The organism is uncultured Tateyamaria sp. (assembly GCF_947503045.1).
In the GTDB taxonomy this organism is placed as follows: domain Bacteria; phylum Pseudomonadota; class Alphaproteobacteria; order Rhodobacterales; family Rhodobacteraceae; genus Tateyamaria.
In genome coordinates, this window is record NZ_CANNCF010000001.1 from 392,795 (window position 1) to 407,393 (window position 14,599).

The window sequence follows — 14,599 nt, forward strand, 5'->3', positions numbered from 1 at the left end:
CGCGGCGATTCCCATCACTGGTAAAAAACCAAAGAATTTCCCCATCGCGGTGGGTTGTTGTGTCAGAGCAACTCCGGAAGGGGCCAAACGGTTCCCGAATTTCGCCAAATGGACGGGTCACAGCTTGTCGGAGCATGTTGCGCCCGCTACACAGCATATATGTCAGATCAGGCCGACACCCCCAACATGGACCTATCCGAGCCGCTGCGCCGCGCGCTCGGCGATCGGTATCTGACCTATGCGCTGTCCACCATCATGCACCGCGCGCTGCCGGATGCCCGCGATGGTCTGAAACCCGTTCACCGCCGCATTCTCTACGCTATGCGGGAATTGCGCCTGTCCTCGACGGGCGGTTTCCGCAAGTCGGCCAAGATTTCCGGCGATGTGATGGGCAACTATCACCCCCACGGGGACGCGGCGATTTACGACGCGATGGCCCGTCTGGCGCAGGATTTCAACGTCCGCTATCCGCTGGTTGACGGGCAGGGCAACTTTGGCAACATCGACGGCGATAACCCCGCCGCATCCCGCTATACCGAGGCCCGCATGACGGCTGTGGCCGAGGCGCTGCTGGACGGGCTGACCGAGAACGCGGTTGATTTCCGTGACAATTACGACGGCACGCTGACCGAACCTGTGGTGCTGCCCGCGCAGTTTCCGAACCTGTTGGCCAATGGTTCCAGCGGTATTGCCGTGGGCATGGCCACCAACATCCCGCCGCACAATATCGCCGAGCTGTGTGATGCCTGTCTGCATCTGATCAAGACGCCCGATGCACGCGACGACACGCTCCTGAACTACGTGCCCGGCCCTGATTTTCCCACGGGCGGCATCATCGTTGAACCCGCAGATCAGATCGCGCTGGCCTACCGCACCGGCAAGGGCGGGTTCCGCCTGCGCTGCCGTTACGAGGTCGAGGATCTGGGACGGGGCCAGTGGCAGATCGTGGTCACCGAAATTCCCTATCAGGTCCAGAAATCCAAGCTGATCGAAAAGCTGGCGGAACTGATCCAGACCAAGAAAATTCCGATTCTGGGCGATGTACGTGACGAATCCGCCGACGATATTCGGCTGATCCTCGAACCCCGCTCCAAGAATGTGGACCCGGACGTTTTGATGGGGATGCTTTATCGCAACTCGGACCTCGAGGTGCGGTTCTCGCTGAACCTCAACGTGCTGATCGACGGGGTGACGCCCAAGGTTTGCTCGATGAAGGAGGTGCTGCGCGCTTTCCTCGATTTCCGCCGCGAGGTGCTGATCCGCCGCAGCCAGCACCGGATGGAAAAGATCGACCATCGCCTTGAGGTGCTCGAAGGGCTGATCGTCGCCTTTTTGAACCTTGACCGCGTGATCGACATCATCCGCTATGATGACGATCCCAAGGCCGCGCTGATGCGCGAGGACTGGAGCAAGGATCACCCGCGGGCCATGAACGAGGCCGACTATGTTGGCCCCGCGCCCGGTGAGGGCGAGTTGAGCGACGTGCAGGCCGAGGCGATCCTGAACATGCGCCTGCGCTCCTTGCGCCGCCTCGAAGAGGTCGAGTTGCTGCGCGAACAATCCGCATTGATGGAAGAACGCGCGGGCCTCGAGGACCTACTGGAAAGCGAAGAGTTGCAGTGGGATGCCATCGCCACGCAATTGCGCGCGACGAAAAAGCAGTTCGGCAAGGATTGGGAAGGCGGCGCGCGGCGCACCACTTTTGCCGAGGCGGGCACCTTCGAGGACGTGCCCCTTGAGGCGATGATCGACCGCGAACCGATCACCGTGGTGTGCAGCCAGATGGGCTGGATCCGCGCCATGACCGGCCATATCGACCTCGCCCGCGAATTGAAATTCAAGGACGGTGACGGTCCGCGCTTTATCTTTCACGCTGAAACCACGGACCGGCTGGTCGTGGTGGGTTCCAATGGCCGGTTTTACACGTTGTCAGCGGCCAACCTGCCCGGCGGGCGCGGCATGGGCGAACCCCTGCGACTGATGGTCGATCTTCCAAACGAGGCGCAGATCCACTCGATCAGGATCCATGTGCCGGGGCGCAAATTGCTGGTCGCCTCATCGGCCGGGGACGGGTTCATCGTGCCCGAGGACGAGGTGATCGCCCAGACCCGCAGCGGCAAACAGGTGCTGAACGTGCGCGGCGACACCGGCGTTGCTGTGTGCAAACCGGTGCAGGGCGACAGCGTCGCGGTGGTCGGCGAAAACCGCAAAGTGCTGGTCTTTGGTCTTGACGAACTGCCCGAAATGGCACGCGGCAAGGGCGTAAGGCTGCAAAAATACAAGGATGGCGGGCTGAGCGACGCCACGACATTCACCCGCGCAGAAGGCCTCAGCTGGAATGATCCGGCAGGGCGCACCCGCACCGAAACCGAATTGACCGAATGGCATGGAAAGCGCGCAGGCGCCGGGCGTATGGCCCCGCGCGGCTTCCCGCGCGATAATAAATTTAATTGACCCAACCGAGTCGGGCCTCTGCGCCTTGATCGGTAACAACCAAGACAGGACACGAGGCAGACATCATGAGCGCGCAAATTCAAGGACAGTATTTCGGCAAACGCGGACCCTTGTTCCGCCTCTACATCGTGACGGCCCTTTTGACCCTCGTGACGCTGGGCATCTACCGGTTTTGGGCCAAGACCCGTATCCGCAAATACATCTGGTCGGCCACCACGGGGGACGGCGACAGTTTTGAATATACCGGCACCGGGCTTGAGAAATTCCTCGGCTTTCTGGTCGCCATTGTCATCCTTGCAATCTATCTGGGCATCGTGCAGATGGCGCTGTTTTTCTTTGGTCTGAACCTGTTTGTCGATCCGCAGACCCAAGGTCAGGAGCTGGCGCAGATCGGCGCCATCTATCTGACATTGCTGGCGGTTTTGCCACTAATGCTGTTCGCGCAGTACCGCGCGCGGCGCTACAAGATGGCGCGTTCACGCTGGCGGGGTATCCGCTTCGGGATGGAGAACGGAGCCTGGGGCTTTGCCGCCCGCGCACTGGGCTATTACCTTCTGAACGCAATCACGCTGGGCCTGCTCAATCCGCTGGCGACCTTCAAACTCGAGAAATACATGGCCGACCGCAGCTGGTACGGCGATGCGCAATTTGAACAGACAGGGCGCTGGCAGGACCTTTATGCCGGGATGAAACACGTGTTCATCGCGCTTGCTATCATGATTGTCGGAGGGATTTTGGGTTTTGCGACCGGGTCCCCATTGCTGGCCGGGATCGCGATTTTTGTCGGTTACATCTGGTTCCTGATCGGGCTGCTTTACTACCGGGTCTATGCGTTCAACTATCTGACCGGGCACAAGATTCTTGACGGACAAGTGACCTTCGAAGCAAAGGTCGAGACCGGTCGGGTCGCGTTTATTGTGATCGTTGGCACGATCATCATCGGCGTCCTGATGGCCGTGATCTTTGGGGTGATGGGCTTTGTCTTTGCGTCCAGCATGGACGTCTTTATCGGCGGCGGATTGTCTCAACCGGGTGCCGCGCCAAGCGCACTTGCTTTGGTGACCAGCGCTGTCCTTTACGTTCTTGCGTTGCTGGTTGCGGGCGGGTTGAGCCTTGTCATCATCACCCAGCCGGTGATCGAACATGCGGTCAACAACGTCTATGTGCACAACGCCGATCACTTGAACACCATTCAGCAGCGCGCTGCAGATGAGGGCGCGGATGCCGAAGGGTTCGCGGACGCGCTTGATGTGGGTGGTGCAATCTGATGCAGGCGCAGGCGCGCTTTTTCGACGGTGAAAGTGGCCAGCGACTGGATGTCGATCTGGCCGTGGACACGGCGGCGGAAACGCTGCGCCTGACACATCCGGACTTGCCTATGGGGTCGCAATACTGGCCGCTGGATGCGATCCGGGCACTGGCCGACCATGCCCGCACCGATCAACTGGTGCTGAGCCTGCGCGCGGATGCGTCACTGGACAGCGCGTTGATCAGAACGGCGCGGCTGACGGTCGATGACGCCGACATGATCAGCATCCTCACCCGCCTGTGCCCTGATCTGCGCCGCCGCGACGTGGAGCGGGGCACCGGGCGCAAGGTCGTGACCCGCATCGGGTTGGCCGTCGGGGCCGTGGTGCTGATGATCTTTGTCATCCTGCCCGCCATGGCCAATACGCTCGCCACCCTGATCCCGATCGAGCGCGAGGTCGCCTATGGCAAGACCGTCGTCAACCAGATGGAGCGTTTTCTGGGCGGCAAGCGGGTCGGGGGACTGGCCTGCACCAACCCGGCGGGGCGCGCAGCACTCGACAAGATGACGGACCGCCTGACCGAGGCGGGCGATCTGACCTATGACCTCAATATCGCGGTGTTCGACCACAAGATGGTCAATGCCTTTGCCGCACCCGGCGGGCAGATCGTGATCATGCGCGGGCTCATTGATCGCGCCAAGACCCCGGACGAGGTTGCCGCCGTCCTCGCCCATGAAATCGGCCATGTGGAGGCGCGTGATACCACCCGCAACGCCCTGCGCGCGGCAGGCTCGGCGGGCTCGGCGGGCTTGTTGGCGCTGGTTCTGGGTGATTTTGCCGGTGGCTCGGCGGTGGTTGTGGTGGCTGAATACACCCTCAACGCCTCCTACACCCGCGAGGCAGAGGCGGCGGCGGATGTGTTTGCCCTCAACATGCTCGACGCGTCGGAAACGGATGCCGAGGCGCTCGCCACCTTCTTTGACAGCCTCGACGGGATCGAGCGGGCCATGCCCGACCTGCCCGTCTATCTGTCCAGTCATCCCGAAACCATTGAGCGGGCCGAAGCCGCGCGCGAATTTGCCAAGGCACAGGGGCGCACCAGCCCGATCCTGAACGACGAGGACTGGGCGGCACTGCGCAATATTTGCAAGGACAGTCCCGAAAAGGACACGGCCGAGGACGGCTAGGCAGGCTCTGCCATCAGCCACACGCCGCCCTCGGGGCGGACGGTCAGGATCATCACCGGGTCCGGATCGCGCCCCGGCACAGGGCGTACGCGAAACCGGGCCAGCATGGTGGCCAGAATGATCACCGCCTCTTGCAGCGCAAAGGAGGCCCCGATGCAGATGCGCGGCCCGTCCCCGAACGGCAGATAGGCATAGCGGTCAATGGCCTTGCGATCCGCAAAGCGGGAAGGGCGGAACGCATCCGGATCGTCCCAATGCAGGTGCGAGCGGTGCAGCGCATAGATCGGAAGCATTACCGTATCGCCCTTGCGCACCTCGCGCCCGCACAGCACATCATCGGCCATCGCCGTGCGCGACACGATCCCGGCAGGTGGATAAAGGCGCAGCGCCTCGTCGATGATCTGGCGGATCAGGGGCAGGTCTTCGACATCTGCGCCGGTGGCGGCGCGATCCCCCAACACGGATTGTGCCTCGGCGCGGGCGGCATCCTGCACGTCCTGGTCAAAGGCCACCAGATACATCGACCACGCCAGTGTCAGCGCCGTCGTTTCGTGCCCGGCCACGATAAACGTCAGCAGGTTGTCGCGCATCTCGGACGTGTTCATGCGGCGCCCCGATTTCGGGTCCTCACCCGCCATCAGCAGATCGAGCAGGTCCGGCACACCTTCGGGACCACGCGCCGCGCGCTCATCAATGGCCCGGTCGGCCACAACCTTCATGTCGCGCATCGCCTGCCCTGACATCACCCGGCCCGGACGCGGCACCCAGTCGGGTGCACCCAGTACGTCAAACAGCGAAATCTTGCCCGCCTCGGAAATGTAGTCGTCTATGGCATGATGCACCGCATCGCGATCAAAGGTGTCGCCGCCGGAAAAGGTCACATCCGCGATCACGTCAAAGGTGGTGGTCACCATCTCGTCCAGAAAGTTGACGGCGCGCGGGCCTGCAGTGGCCACCCGTTCAGTGGCACGTTCGGCGGCGCGGGTCATGATCGGGGCGAGGTTCATCATGTTGCGATGGGTGAAAACCGGGGCCGCCGTGCGCCGTTGCCAGCGCCAATGCGCGCCTTCGGCGATGAACAGGGACTCGCCGATGGCGGGTTTCAACAGGTTCTTGGTCACCAGCGATTTGGGATAATCCTCCAGCCGATCCAGCAGGATGTGCCGGATTGCGCCCGGATCCATCACCATGTGCCAGCGCTTGCCGGTTCTGCCAGAAACGATGGGTTGGGAGGTGGCCGCTTCGGGGATGATGCGCAGCAGGTTGGTGCGTGCCACCGACAGGCTTTTCCAGAGGCCCCACACCTCGTTCACGAGGGCAGCGCGCACGGGCAGGCGCTGTGGCAGGGCGATTGCGGGCATGATGGCCTCCTTGGCTCTGGGTAACATATATGTACGCCTTCAGCGCTGGCAATTGCGTCCACGCGGCGGCTACGGTATCGAATTGCAACAGTAATGTCGGGAGACAACGGTGATGGTGCGAGCAGTTCTGGGCGTGATGATGATGGTCCTTCTGGCGGCCTGCAGCAGCAGCGCCGATCTTGAGGACACCCCGGTTCCGCTGGGCGATTTCCGGCTGGAGCACAACATTGTCGTGGCCTCTAAGGCGCAGCGCGGCCCGCTGAGCCGCCCGGCCACCGAAGAGCAATTGCAAGAAGCGGTGCGCAGCGCCATGGCCGAACGGTTTGGCCGGTATCAGGGCCCCAGCCGCTATCATTTCGGCGTGTCGGTCGAGGGCTACGTGCTGGCCCAGCCGGGCATTCCGCTGGTCTTGGCCCCCAAATCCGCCCTGATCCTTCTGGTCACCGTCTATGATGATGCGGCGGGCAAAAAGCTGAACGAAAAGCCCGAACAGATCACTGTGCTTGAAACTTTCGGCACCGCCCCGATCATCGGCACCGGCTATACGATGACAGCCGAAGAACAGCTCAAGGAACTGAGCCAGAACGCCGCCAAGGCGGTCGAACGCTTTCTTGTGCGCCAGCAAAAGGAAGAAGGCTGGTTCACACCGGACGTCGCAACAACCTTGGACGAGACACAAGACCCCGCAACCAACTGATCAAACCAAAAGGATGACCCGATGCCTGTCGCTGCGACTGAAACGAATGAAGTTGGCACAGGCGGCGGCCTGATCCATCTGGGACGCGTGATGCTGGCCGCTCTGGCCTTTGTCGGCCTTGCCGCCTGCGATGTCCCCTCGATCCGCACATCGGGCGATGTGTCGGCCCTGAACGTGCAATCCGTCGAAGTGGACACATCCCAAATGGCAGTGGCCGTTGAGGGGCGCGCCTTTGCCGTGACCCGGGAAAAGCTGGATGCGGATCTGACGGCAGCGATCACCGCAGCCCTCGCCTCCAAAAGCGATCCGGAGGGGCGGCCCGTACGCGTCGATATCACGATGGAGCAGTTGCGCCTTGCCCCGCCGATTGAACGGGTCGCTGCGGGGACCAGTGCCGCCACGGGCGTGGTCTCGGTGATCGAAGTAGGAACCGGGGCTGTGGTGGTGCCGCCGACCCGCGTGACTGGAAACTCCGAAAGCATACGTGCGGCGTGGATCCTGGGGCTGGCAACCACACAGACCGTCGACAAGGACTATGGGGGCACCGTGAACGGTTTTGCCGCCACCACCCGCGCAGCTCTGTTTGGCCCTGACGAATAGCGCGGCCCGTGCGCACCCCGACATAAGCCCATGCCGGTTCTGCCACACAGATCGCACCGCGCCGCAGTCCCCGTGCTGCCCAATGACGCTTGATTTTCCCGGTCAGGCGCAATAAATGCGCCGCGGAGTAAAACCGGGTTCTCATCCCGCACAGACCACAGAAGGGCGTCCTTAAAGATGGCAAAGGCAAAGTTTGAACGTAACAAACCGCACGTTAACATCGGCACGATTGGTCACGTTGACCACGGCAAGACGACGCTGACGGCGGCGATCACGAAGTATTTCGGCGATTTTCAGGCATATGACCAGATTGATGGCGCGCCCGAAGAGAAAGCCCGTGGCATCACCATCTCGACCGCGCACGTGGAATACGAGACGGAAAGCCGTCACTACGCCCATGTCGACTGCCCCGGCCACGCCGACTACGTCAAGAACATGATCACCGGTGCGGCGCAGATGGACGGCGCGATCCTGGTTGTGAACGCGGCCGACGGCCCGATGCCGCAGACCCGCGAGCACATCCTGCTGGGCCGCCAGGTCGGCATCCCGACCATGGTTGTCTACATGAACAAGGTCGACCAGGTGGACGACGAAGAGCTGCTCGAGCTGGTCGAGATGGAAATCCGCGAGCTGCTGTCCAGCTACGAGTACCCCGGCGACGACATCCCCGTCATCCCCGGCTCGGCTCTGGCCGCGATGGAAGGCCGTGACAACGCGATCGGCGAAGACAGCATCCGCGCGCTGATGGCGGCTGTGGACGAGTTCATCCCGACGCCCGAGCGCGCCGTGGACCAGCCCTTCCTGATGCCGGTCGAGGACGTGTTCTCGATCTCCGGCCGGGGCACGGTTGTGACCGGTCGTGTCGAGCGTGGCGTGATCAACGTCGGCGACGAGATCGAAATCGTGGGCATCCGCGACACCAAGAAGACGACCTGCACGGGCGTGGAAATGTTCCGCAAGCTGCTGGATCGTGGTGAAGCGGGCGACAACATCGGCGCCCTGCTGCGCGGTGTTGAGCGTGAAGGCGTTGAGCGCGGCCAGGTGCTGTGCAAGCCCGGAAGCGTGAAGCCCCACACCAAGTTCGAAGCCGAAGCCTACATCCTGACCAAGGAAGAGGGTGGCCGTCACACGCCGTTCTTCGCCAACTACCGCCCGCAGTTCTACTTCCGCACCACGGACGTGACCGGCACGGTTCAGCTGGCTGAGGGCACGGAAATGGTGATGCCGGGCGACAACGTGTCTTTCGGGGTCGAGCTGATCGCCCCGATCGCGATGGAACAGGGCCTGCGCTTTGCCATCCGCGAAGGCGGCCGCACCGTCGGCGCCGGCGTGGTGTCCAAGATCACCGACTGAGTTGCGCGGTAGGGCGGGGTTTCACCCCGCCGTTTCGATGAAGTATTAAGGCGCTGCCTGCATTGGCAGCGCCTGTTTTGTTGGACAAGGATGTATTCCGGCCAGAAAACCGGGATAATCGGGGCAAATGGATCGGTTTTTCGGAATCAAGCTACTGAACGATGACACGACGCCGATGGACGCTGTCGTGCGTATGCTTCGCGAGACGTTGGACTTATCCGAAGCGGTTGCGTTCGAGCGCATGTTGCGTGTCCATCAGAACGGTCAAGACACCGTCTTTATGGGCACGGTAGACCAGCAAGACCTGATCCTGAGAAAGATCGAGGCCTGGACGCGGTCCAACGCATGCCCGGTTGCTTACCGTGGCACCGGACCCCATTCACATCAGGACTATTCGGCGTGGCTGGACGATCACAAAAACGAAGCCGCAGCACCAGACGCTTCGTCGTCAACAGCGTTGATTGTCGTTGTCGCAATCATCTTATTGGTCTTTGCTGGTGTTGCCGTGCCGGTGTTCTGGTGAGTATTGTGGGATTTCCGAGGGCAATAGGACTTGCCATCAAGAAACGGTGAGAGTAATCAGCACACCGGCCTTAGGGGTATAGCTCAGCTGGTAGAGCGACGGTCTCCAAAACCGTAGGTCTCGGGTTCGAACCCTGATGCCCCTGCCAAATCTCCAGATTTCGACTGATAGCACCGCGATGCTGCACTGCGCGAATCGTGCACGGCGGGACGGCGCGATGGCCTGCATTCGGCGGAATCTCGCCTTGGTTGTGCCCTTGTTTCGTGCAGAACGCGGACAATTTCCAGACGGACCCGAATATTGTCGTCGCCCCGTCGACAGTGCCCCATTCTCGCCACAGTTTTGACACGCGACCCGCACGGTTGAGGCGCATCTTTGCCTCATATGGGCGCGCACCCAGTTGGTGATGCGCACAAGGCCCAAGGCCCCGCGGGGGCCAGAGTATTTGAAGAGTTAAGGACGCAGCTGATGAAATATGAACCTATTCCCGGTCAGCCCCAATACGCCACCGAAGAAGAAACCATGTCCGTCATCCGCGCGGTCCTTATCGAAGACGCCGCGCCCGCTCCGACCCGCAAGGAGGCCCGCGCCGAACGCCGTGCCGCCCAAGCCCGTGGCGCTGAGGCGGATGCTGAAACACCGGTGAAGGAAGACATTCAAGGCTTCAAGGCCTTTGTCGAACGCACGCTTGAAGGCAATCCACGCCGGCGCGCGGACGACCTGCCCGTTTTGCAGGACCCTGCACCGGTTGCCGCCAAACCGGTCCGTAAGCGCCGGACCAACCACGTCGCGGGTCTGGTGGCGCGGGTTGTGCGCCCCGTGCGCGATTTTCGCCCAACCACGCGGCACCTTGCGCTGGCCAGCCTTGCCCTGTTGGTTGTTCTGCGCCCCCATTGGTTTGTCATAAGCGGCGTTCTGATGGCCGCGCTCGCCATTGCCGGATTCCTGCTCATCGGATCGGACCGGATCTGGCGCGGCGTTATGGCTTACCTCACCCGGGTTGAGGGGCGCGACCCCGAACGTGCCGCGCAGTTTCGGGCCCGCCTTGATCGGTTTGCCTGCCGCTGGGACGGGTTTCTCGACATGTTCCCGGACGGGATGGTCGACAGTCTCTATATGCCCGACTTTCAGGACATTCAGAATGGCGATGCAGCCCACATGGACGCGATGAGCGAACGGCTAGCGCGTATGGTACACGACACCTGATCAATCGCCCTATATGGGTCGACACCGGGCGGGATGCGCTGCAATCCCGCCTTGAATTCGCCCATGCGCGCCGTTATGTGCCTTTCATCCGCAGACAGGGACACGAAATCACGCCATGGCCACAACCAACCCGCTTCAGTTCATCCAGCAAGTCCGTTCGGAAGTGTCCAAGGTCGTTTGGCCGACCCGGCGCGAGGTGCTGCTGACAACCGTAATGGTTTTCATCCTGGCTGCGCTGACTGCGGTCTTCTTTGCGATCGTCGATATCCTGATCCGTGGTGGGCTTGAAATGGTGCTGACCTATTTCGGTTGACAGGCCGTTTAGGGACCCGCCTCTTGCACTTTGAAAATGTGCAGAGTATCCCCCAATCCTGACCTAAGCTGAGGCGCGCGGCGATTCGAAGCCCCGCGCCGATTTTCATTCGGGTCGGCGCGTGTTCAGACACGTGACCTAAGAAACGACATATCGGGCAAGGGACCAGACGCACATGGCAAAACGGTGGTATTCGGTCAGCGTTCTTTCGAACTTTGAAAAGAAGATCGCCGAGACGATCCGGACTTCGGTTGCAGAACACAACCTTGAGGACGAAATCGACGAAGTGCTGGTTCCGACCGAGGAAGTCATCGAAGTGCGTCGCGGCAAGAAAGTCACGACCGAGCGTCGCTTTATGCCCGGATACGTGCTGGTCCACATGGAAATGTCCGATCAGGGCTATCACCTGATCAACTCGATCAACCGCGTCACCGGGTTTCTTGGTCCGCAAGGTCGCCCGATGCCGATGCGCGATGCCGAGGTGAACCAGATTCTCAACCGCGTTCAGGAAGGCGAGGACAGCCCACGCACCCTGATCCATTTCGAGATCGGCGAGAAGGTCAAGGTCAACGACGGCCCGTTCGAGGATTTCGATGGCATGGTCGAGGAAGTGGACGAAGACAACCAGCGCCTCAAGGTCACCGTGTCGATCTTTGGCCGCGAAACGCCAGTCGAACTGGAATTCACGCAGGTCAACAAACAGACCTGACCACCCGACACAACGCATTCAATACACAGGCCGGGACCCGCAGGGGCGCCCGGCCTTTTTGCATTTATGACCCAGAGTTGAGAATCGGCGCGCCCATCAGACAGCCTATTCGAACAGGGCAGGCGGGGCATCCGCGATCCCGCTCTGAATCCGGGCTGTCGGGTCTCAATTGCCGAGATTTGCGTCACGGCAGTCCATTATGTCGGGGATAACTGGGCAATCGCGGTTGACCCTGTTTGCGGATTCACGCCAAATTGTATGGTGAACCACAGCATTTAGTGAACTCACACAGTTTGAATGGCGTATCTTGGGGGACGCAATGTATTTGAAAAGCATCAAGGAGAGTTTGCCTTGGCTCGTGCCGTCGGCCGCGATTGTCTTTGCAGGAACCGGGTTCCTGATGAATGCCAACAGTCCCAAGACCCCATCTGACGCGGATCAGGCAACGATGTCTGCGGCCACAACCGAACAGCAGATTGCCTCGCTGCAGGCCGCGCTGAATGCGGCATTGCGCGCCAATGCCGAAGAAGAAATCGTGGCCCGTCAGGCGACCGGCACAGATGCACTGTCGGCCATGCCGACACGTGCACAGCCAGATGTCGCCGCAACAGCACCCGTTGCCACCCCCGTACCAGAACCGGCCGACGACCGCGTCGCCGCGTTGACCATGCCCCATGCGGCGGCCAAGCAGTTCGCCTCGGGAGAGGCCGCAATTGAGGATGCGGCGCGTTGCATGGATGACCTGCGCAGCCTGACAACACAGGCGGTTGTCTACTTTCCGAATGGTGGCATCGACGCGGACGAAACTGGGGTCGAACAGGGCCGCCTGATTGGCCTTGTGGCACAGTCCTGTGAAGGCGTGCGGATCAAGGTCGAAGGCCACACGGACGCAACGGGCGATCCGGCGACCAACCTCGCCCTCAGCAAATTGCGCGCCGAACAGGTGATCGAACGGATCGCCGCGTCTGGCATCAACACCAGTATGTTCTTTGCGGAAGGTGCCGGGCAACAGCGCCCCTCGGGTGTGGTGGGCCCGCAATCCACGGCCTTTTATGACCGCCGCGTCGAATTTTCGGTGGTCAATCCGATCACCCGCGTTGCGGCCCGCGCGCCAACGGCGATCAGACCCTGGGCCAATGCGCCCTGCGTTGCGGCCTTGGAACAGGCGACGGCGAACGCGTATTTCTACTACGGCCCACGGTCGGTGTCGCTGCCCTCGCAGGATGTTGAGGCGGTACATGACATTGCAACGCTCGCCGCCAATTGCCCGCATGCGCGCCTGCGCATTGTCGGTCACCACTCCGGCGACGCGTCTGCGCGCGAAGACGTGCAAACCGGCATGCTGCGCGCCCGGGCCCTGATGGCCATGCTGGTGGGCCGTGGCATCGCGCCGGAGCAGATCATCGTCTCGGCCCCATCTCGTTCGGTGAGTGACCCGACCCGTCCCGATGGGCGTGTGAGTTTCGACGTTCTGCTGGAAGAAGGCTAAGCCCGGCACTCCGAAAACGGGCAATTCCCCCATATTTTTACTTGCTACTGCAACAGAGGCGCTGTATCCGGCGCCTCTGTCACGTTAGGTGACATCCCATGTGGGAGGCGAGGGCAACGCGTTGTCCAGACCGGACCACATCAACCATATCTCGGCGTCGCGACGTGCGGGAGTTGAAAAGGAGATTGGCACATGGCCAAGAAACTCGTCGGGACGATGAAGCTGCAAGTTAAAGCAGGTCAGGCAAACCCGTCCCCACCCGTCGGCCCCGCACTGGGTCAACGCGGCATCAACATCATGGAATTCTGCAAGGCGTTCAACGCCAAGACCGCAGATATGGAGCCCGGCGCGCCGTGCCCGACCGTGATCACGTATTATCAGGACAAATCCTTCTCGATGGATATCAAGACGCCACCAGCGTCCTACTATCTCAAGAAGGCCGCCAAGGTGAAATCCGGCGCCAAGACGCCGTCGCGCGAAACCATCGGCACCGTCAGTGTCGCGCAGGTGCGTGAAATCGCCGAAGCGAAAATGGCCGATCTGAACGCCAACGACGTTGAAGGCGCAATGAAGATCATCCTGGGCTCTGCCCGTTCCATGGGCATCGAGGTGAAGTAAGATGGCAAAATACGGAAAACGCACAACCGCCGCCCGCGAAGCATTCGCAGGCAAATCCGATGTCACCGTCGAAGAGGCCGTGGCGCTGGTCAAAGGCAACGCCAAGGCCAAGTTCGACGAAACCATCGAAATCTCGATGAACCTCGGTGTTGACCCCCGCCACGCGGACCAGATGGTCCGCGGCGTTGTTGGTCTGCCCAACGGCACAGGAAAGGACGTGCGCGTCGCTGTCTTCGCCCGTGGCCCCAAGGCTGAAGAGGCTGAAAAGGCCGGTGCGGACATCGTCGGCGCAGAGGACCTGATGGAAACCATTCAGGGCGGCAAGATTGATTTTGACCGCTGCATCGCCACACCCGACATGATGCCCATCGTGGGTCGTCTCGGTAAGGTGCTGGGCCCACGCAACCTGATGCCCAACCCCAAGGTCGGCACCGTGACCATGGACGTCGAGACTGCGGTCAAGGCGGCCAAGGGCGGCGAAGTCCAGTTCAAAGTGGAAAAAGCCGGCGTGGTTCATGCCGGCATCGGCAAGGCCTCCTTTGACGAAGCCAAGCTGATCGAAAACGTCCGCGCCTTTGTCGGTGCGGTCGCCAAGGCCAAGCCAGCGGGTTCAAAAGGGACTTACATGAAGAAAGTCTCGCTCAGCTCGACCATGGGCCCCGGTGTCAGCGTCAACGTCGACAACGCCGTCGCCGAATAGGCGAACCTCTCTTTTTCGAAGACCGGAAAACCGGGCTGTTCACGCAGCCCGGTTTTTTCATGGCCGAAATGCATATTTTCACCCGCGTGCCAAATTTCATGTACTGTCGATCAACAATAATGATGGGGAGATCAACGTG

The 14,599-nt window shown here is 61.3% G+C and carries 14 protein-coding genes and 1 tRNA gene; 14 read left to right on the forward strand and 1 reads right to left on the reverse strand.

Annotation, left to right across the window (positions count from 1 at the left end; genetic code table 11):
- Positions 1-159 precede the first annotated feature (159 nt).
- From Q1A89_RS02085 to Q1A89_RS02095, 3 genes are all read left to right on the forward strand, one after another.
- Positions 160-2,454, forward strand: a complete 2,295-nt coding sequence (locus Q1A89_RS02085) for a DNA topoisomerase IV subunit A (protein ID WP_299723034.1) — start codon at positions 160-162, stop codon at positions 2,452-2,454.
- Positions 2,455-2,519: 65 nt separating this feature from the next.
- Positions 2,520-3,722 (forward strand): DUF898 family protein, encoded by a 1,203-nt coding sequence (locus Q1A89_RS02090; protein WP_299723037.1) that lies wholly within the window; start codon positions 2,520-2,522, stop codon positions 3,720-3,722.
- The gene (locus Q1A89_RS02095; RefSeq protein ID WP_299723040.1) at positions 3,722-4,891 is read left to right on the forward strand and encodes a M48 family metallopeptidase; all 1,170 of its coding nucleotides are present in this window, start codon (positions 3,722-3,724) and stop codon (positions 4,889-4,891) included. Before Q1A89_RS02090 ends, Q1A89_RS02095 begins: the two co-directional genes overlap by 1 nt.
- Here Q1A89_RS02095 and Q1A89_RS02100 read toward each other — a convergent pair.
- Positions 4,888-6,252, reverse strand: a complete 1,365-nt coding sequence (locus Q1A89_RS02100; RefSeq protein ID WP_299723043.1) for a cytochrome P450 — start codon at positions 6,250-6,252, stop codon at positions 4,888-4,890. The two genes, Q1A89_RS02095 and Q1A89_RS02100, sit on opposite strands and share 4 nt — an antisense overlap.
- 112 nt (positions 6,253-6,364) lie before the next feature.
- Between Q1A89_RS02100 and Q1A89_RS02105 the strand changes: the two genes are divergently transcribed.
- From Q1A89_RS02105 to rplA, 11 genes are all read left to right on the forward strand, one after another.
- A complete protein-coding gene (locus Q1A89_RS02105) occupies positions 6,365-6,949 on the forward strand; it encodes a hypothetical protein (protein WP_299723047.1) in 585 nt (194 codons plus the stop codon).
- A 21-nt stretch (positions 6,950-6,970) separates the two neighbouring features.
- A complete protein-coding gene (locus tag Q1A89_RS02110; protein WP_299723050.1) occupies positions 6,971-7,549 on the forward strand; it encodes a hypothetical protein in 579 nt (192 codons plus the stop codon).
- A gap of 177 nt (positions 7,550-7,726) precedes the next feature.
- Positions 7,727-8,902, forward strand: coding sequence for an elongation factor Tu (gene tuf / locus Q1A89_RS02115; RefSeq protein ID WP_299723053.1), 1,176 nt, complete (start codon positions 7,727-7,729; stop codon positions 8,900-8,902).
- Positions 8,903-9,029: 127 nt separating this feature from the next.
- Positions 9,030-9,425 (forward strand): ATP-dependent Clp protease adaptor ClpS, encoded by a 396-nt coding sequence (locus Q1A89_RS02120; RefSeq protein WP_299723056.1) that lies wholly within the window; start codon positions 9,030-9,032, stop codon positions 9,423-9,425.
- A gap of 72 nt (positions 9,426-9,497) precedes the next feature.
- Positions 9,498-9,573 (forward strand) — tRNA-Trp (locus Q1A89_RS02125).
- A gap of 320 nt (positions 9,574-9,893) precedes the next feature.
- On the forward strand, positions 9,894-10,631 hold the full coding sequence (locus tag Q1A89_RS02130) for a hypothetical protein (protein WP_299723059.1): 738 nt from the start codon (positions 9,894-9,896) through the stop codon (positions 10,629-10,631).
- A gap of 115 nt (positions 10,632-10,746) precedes the next feature.
- Positions 10,747-10,944, forward strand: coding sequence for a preprotein translocase subunit SecE (secE, locus tag Q1A89_RS02135; protein WP_299723062.1), 198 nt, complete (start codon positions 10,747-10,749; stop codon positions 10,942-10,944).
- 175 nt (positions 10,945-11,119) lie between these two features.
- Positions 11,120-11,653, forward strand: a complete 534-nt coding sequence (nusG, locus tag Q1A89_RS02140; RefSeq protein ID WP_299723065.1) for a transcription termination/antitermination protein NusG — start codon at positions 11,120-11,122, stop codon at positions 11,651-11,653.
- Positions 11,654-11,972: 319 nt separating this feature from the next.
- A complete protein-coding gene (locus Q1A89_RS02145; protein ID WP_299723068.1) occupies positions 11,973-13,142 on the forward strand; it encodes an OmpA family protein in 1,170 nt (389 codons plus the stop codon).
- A 192-nt stretch (positions 13,143-13,334) separates the two neighbouring features.
- On the forward strand, positions 13,335-13,760 hold the full coding sequence (gene rplK / locus Q1A89_RS02150) for a 50S ribosomal protein L11 (RefSeq protein ID WP_299723072.1): 426 nt from the start codon (positions 13,335-13,337) through the stop codon (positions 13,758-13,760).
- Position 13,761: 1 nt separating this feature from the next.
- Entirely contained in the window at positions 13,762-14,460 is a 699-nt protein-coding gene (gene rplA / locus Q1A89_RS02155) for a 50S ribosomal protein L1 (protein WP_299723075.1), read from the forward strand.
- Positions 14,461-14,599 lie beyond the last annotated feature (139 nt).

Bases quoted from the DNA above. Each gene is read 5' to 3' on its own strand.
- Q1A89_RS02085 (WP_299723034.1), top strand. From the start codon at position 160: ATGTCAGATCAGGCCGACACCCCCAACATGGACCTATCCGAGCCGCTG.
- Q1A89_RS02090 (WP_299723037.1), top strand. From the start codon at position 2,520: ATGAGCGCGCAAATTCAAGGACAGTATTTCGGCAAACGCGGACCCTTG.
- Q1A89_RS02095 (WP_299723040.1), top strand. From the start codon at position 3,722: ATGCAGGCGCAGGCGCGCTTTTTCGACGGTGAAAGTGGCCAGCGACTG.
- Q1A89_RS02100 (WP_299723043.1), bottom strand. From the start codon at position 6,252: ATGCCCGCAATCGCCCTGCCACAGCGCCTGCCCGTGCGCGCTGCCCTC.
- Q1A89_RS02105 (WP_299723047.1), top strand. From the start codon at position 6,365: ATGGTGCGAGCAGTTCTGGGCGTGATGATGATGGTCCTTCTGGCGGCC.
- Q1A89_RS02110 (WP_299723050.1), top strand. From the start codon at position 6,971: ATGCCTGTCGCTGCGACTGAAACGAATGAAGTTGGCACAGGCGGCGGC.
- tuf (WP_299723053.1), top strand. From the start codon at position 7,727: ATGGCAAAGGCAAAGTTTGAACGTAACAAACCGCACGTTAACATCGGC.
- Q1A89_RS02120 (WP_299723056.1), top strand. From the start codon at position 9,030: ATGGATCGGTTTTTCGGAATCAAGCTACTGAACGATGACACGACGCCG.
- Q1A89_RS02130 (WP_299723059.1), top strand. From the start codon at position 9,894: ATGAAATATGAACCTATTCCCGGTCAGCCCCAATACGCCACCGAAGAA.
- secE (WP_299723062.1), top strand. From the start codon at position 10,747: ATGGCCACAACCAACCCGCTTCAGTTCATCCAGCAAGTCCGTTCGGAA.
- nusG (WP_299723065.1), top strand. From the start codon at position 11,120: ATGGCAAAACGGTGGTATTCGGTCAGCGTTCTTTCGAACTTTGAAAAG.
- Q1A89_RS02145 (WP_299723068.1), top strand. From the start codon at position 11,973: ATGTATTTGAAAAGCATCAAGGAGAGTTTGCCTTGGCTCGTGCCGTCG.
- rplK (WP_299723072.1), top strand. From the start codon at position 13,335: ATGGCCAAGAAACTCGTCGGGACGATGAAGCTGCAAGTTAAAGCAGGT.
- rplA (WP_299723075.1), top strand. From the start codon at position 13,762: ATGGCAAAATACGGAAAACGCACAACCGCCGCCCGCGAAGCATTCGCA.